This window comes from Klebsiella michiganensis (assembly GCF_002925905.1).
Lineage (GTDB): Bacteria > Pseudomonadota > Gammaproteobacteria > Enterobacterales > Enterobacteriaceae > Klebsiella > Klebsiella michiganensis.
In genome coordinates this window covers 1-3021 of the sequence record NZ_PRDB01000012.1, presented here as the reverse complement: position 1 = coordinate 3021, position 3021 = coordinate 1, and the positions used below count along the sequence as shown (strand labels likewise).

General features: G+C 60.1%; 4 protein-coding genes. 3 read left to right on the top strand and 1 reads right to left on the bottom strand.

Going from position 1 to position 3021, the window contains the following annotated elements; genetic code table 11:
* Nucleotides 1-392 (bottom strand): FAD-dependent oxidoreductase (locus CDA56_RS22060; protein ID WP_139536104.1); only part of this gene is annotated, 392 nt, incomplete at its 3' end.
* A 346-nt stretch (nt 393-738) separates the two neighbouring features.
* Between CDA56_RS22060 and CDA56_RS22055 the strand changes: the two genes are divergently transcribed.
* The 3 genes from CDA56_RS22055 to uraH are packed head-to-tail and all read left to right on the top strand — an operon-like array spanning nt 739 to nt 2922.
* Nucleotides 739-2121, top strand: a complete 1383-nt coding sequence (locus CDA56_RS22055; RefSeq protein ID WP_014228757.1) for a nucleobase:cation symporter-2 family protein — start codon at nt 739-741, stop codon at nt 2119-2121.
* Nucleotides 2099-2599: a 2-oxo-4-hydroxy-4-carboxy-5-ureidoimidazoline decarboxylase gene (gene uraD / locus CDA56_RS22050; RefSeq protein WP_038424292.1), complete on the top strand. Its 501-nt coding sequence runs from the start codon at nt 2099-2101 to the stop codon at nt 2597-2599. The genes CDA56_RS22055 and uraD overlap by 23 nt, the downstream gene beginning before the upstream one ends.
* Nucleotides 2596-2922, top strand: a complete 327-nt coding sequence (gene uraH, locus CDA56_RS22045; protein ID WP_025106221.1) for a hydroxyisourate hydrolase — start codon at nt 2596-2598, stop codon at nt 2920-2922. Before uraD ends, uraH begins: the two co-directional genes overlap by 4 nt.
* Nucleotides 2923-3021: the final 99 nt, after the last annotated feature.

Below are 3021 nucleotides of genomic sequence, written 5' to 3'. Positions count from 1 at the left end.
TTTTCTTCGCAGCGGGTGACGCGTTTACCAAACTGCACGGCGTCGCGCCCCCAGAAGTCGAGCATCTCGCGCTGCAGTTCGGCGCGGGAAACCGGACAGGGACGGCCGCCGGTGCGCGCCACCAGCGGCGCGAGGCTGAACTGCGTCAGAGTCTCCCCGCGCAGATAATCCTTGTAAGCCAGAAAATACATGGGGCCGCCGTAACTCTCGATAATATCCCCCATGCCTAAATGCTTCATGCACTTAACGCCGTTAGGCCAGATGGAGATGGCCGCGCCCACCGGCTTGATTTCTTTCACCGCTTCAAAGACTTCGCAGTGGATACCGGCATTTTTTAATGCCACCGCCGCGCTCAGGCCGCCGATTCCGCCGCCGATAACTAATGCTTTCATTTGCTTCTCCTTTACATACGTCGTTATTGGCTTGAGCAATTTGCGTACCACTTTGGCGCAGGCGCTGATTTCGCCGATTCTGGCTCCCCGCGACCGTGCGGTTGCACAACGCTGGTGCGCAGAGCGGGTTTTATTGCCTTTTTATGAATCAATAATTTCTTAATTTGTAATTGAGAATCTAATGTTTCATTGTCGCGCCGAGGTCAGACGCCAGGGACCTGGCAAAAATGATGGGTTATCTGATTGAAAAAACGGAATAAAATTAAATGTTGCGCAAATGTGAGCGAGTTTGGCCTGTTTTGTGCACCCGTTCCCGCACGCTTATTCGCAACGGGATGAAACGACCATGTCAGATGAAAAAAACGGCGGCTTACTGTACGGCCTTGAGCAGCGGATCCCGCCGCTCCCGGCTTTTTTTAGCGCCTTACAGCACGTACTCGCCGGGCTGGTAGGCATTATTACGCCGCCGCTGATTATCGGCGCGGCGCTGGGGCTGGGGGAGTGGCTGCCCTATTTGATCAGCATGTCCCTGCTGGCTTCCGGCATCGGGACCTTCCTGCAATCCAACCGCCTGTGGGGGATCGGCGCGGGCATGATCTGTATGCAGGGAACCAGCTTTGCGTTCCTCGGCGTCGCCATTGCCGGCGGTATGTGGGTAAAAGGGCAGGGCGGCACGCCGCAGGATATTATGGCCATGCTGTTTGGCGTCAACGTTGTTGCCGCGCTGGTGCCCTGTCTCGTCAGCCGCTTTATTGAACCGCTGAAGCGCATTTTTACTCCGGTGATTACCGGCAGCGTGATTGCGCTGATCGGCATTAGCCTGATTAAAGTCAGCGTCATTAACTGGTGCGGCGGCGAGCAGGCTAAAGCGTTTGCCAGCATGAGCAATATCGCCCTCGGCGCGGGCACGCTGGGGACCATCGTCCTGCTGAGCTGTGCGAAAAACCGCTGGCTGCGTCTCTCTTCGGTGGTAGTGGGGATTGCCGTCGGCTGCGCGGCGGCGGCGCTGAGCGGATCGTTCCAGCTTAAAGGCGTCGGCGATGTCTGGTTCCGCTTACCGCAGCTGTTCCCGTTTGGTTTTCAGTTTAACAGCGCGATTTTTCTGCCGATTGCGCTGGTGTCGCTGGTCTGCATTCTTGAGGCGGTAGGCGATCTGACGGCCAATTGCCTGATCTCTCAGCAGTCGATAGATGACGAGGCCTTTCGTTCGCGGCTGAAAGGCGGCATTCTTGCCGATGGCATAAGCTGCATGGTGGCGGCGATGCTGTGCGCGTTCCCCAATACCACCTTTGCGCAAAACAACGGCGTGATTCAGATGACCGGCGTCGCCAGCCGCTACGTTGGCCGCTACATCGGGGTGATTTTGATTCTGCTGGGCCTGTTTCCGCCGTTCGGCGAGATACTGCGCCAGATTCCGGCGCCGGTGCTGGGCGGCGCGACGATGGTGATGTTTGGCTGCGTTGTGGCGGCGGGGATCCGCATTATCACCCAGAAACCGCTAACCCGTCGCGATATGCTGATCGTTGGCCTGGCCTTCGGTTTTGGTCTCGGCATTGAAGCGGTTCCGGCGTTTCTGACCCACTTCCCGCCGATCGTGGGTAACCTGTTCGGTTCCGCGGCGACCAGCGGCGGGCTGGTGGCGATTGTCCTGAATCTGATTATTCCGGAAGAGAAACCGGCCGCGGCGGCGGCCACAAGGAGCACCGATGATCGCGCTGAATCACTTTAATCAGCTGAGCGGCGAACATGCCGTCGCCGTGCTGGAACCCTGCGTGGCCATCTCCGGCTGGGCGGCGGCGCTGGCCGCCGGCCGGCCCTGGCGCAGCCGCGCTGATTTACTCAGCGCCGCCCGGCGGCTGATGGCGGCGTGGGGCGAAGCGGAGCTGACCGAGGCGCTAAGCGCCCATCCGCGTATCGGCGAAAAGCCCGCCGGGTCTCAGGCGCACGCGGCGCTCTCGCGTCAGGAACAGGGAAGCGTTGATGACCGCGATGCTGCGCTGGCGCAGGCGCTGAAAGAGGGCAACGCCCGCTACGAAGCGCGATTTGGCCGGGTCTTTTTGATTCGCGCGAAAGGGCGCAGCGGGGATGAAATCTTAGCTGCGCTGTCGCGTCGCCTGCAAAACAGCGAGCGCGCAGAAGTCGAGGACGCGTTAGCGCAGCTGCGCGAAATCACCCTATTAAGACTGGAAGGAGCGATTGGCGAATGAGTACCTTAAGCACCCATATTCTGGATATTTCCACCGGCCGACCGGCGCAGGGCGTAAAGATTGCGCTGGAGCGCGAAGGCGCGCTGGTTGCCCGCGGCGTCACCGATGATAACGGTCGCATTGGCGAACTCGGCGCCGGGACGCTGGCACCGGGGCGTTACCGGTTGTGCGCGGAAATCGGCGAGTGGTTTGCCGCCAGCGGGCGCGAGACGCTCTACCTGAGCGCGCAGATTGATTTCGTCATCCGCGAAGCGGCTGGCGAGCACTATCATTTACCGTTTTTAATTGCCCCCGGCGGCTGGTCTACCTATCGCGGCAGCTAAATTTCCCCGGAGGCGGCGCTGCGCGCCTGTCCGGGCTACGAGTTCGGCACTGTCTGTGGTCTGGTAGCCCGGACAGGCACAACGTGCCGCCTCCGGGAA

Coding starts and splice junctions, on each gene's coding strand:
- uraH (WP_025106221.1), top strand. CDS start 2,596: ATGAGTACCTTAAGCACCCATATTCTGGATATTTCCACCGGCCGACCG.
- CDA56_RS22055 (WP_014228757.1), top strand. CDS start 739: ATGTCAGATGAAAAAAACGGCGGCTTACTGTACGGCCTTGAGCAGCGG.
- uraD (WP_038424292.1), top strand. CDS start 2,099: ATGATCGCGCTGAATCACTTTAATCAGCTGAGCGGCGAACATGCCGTC.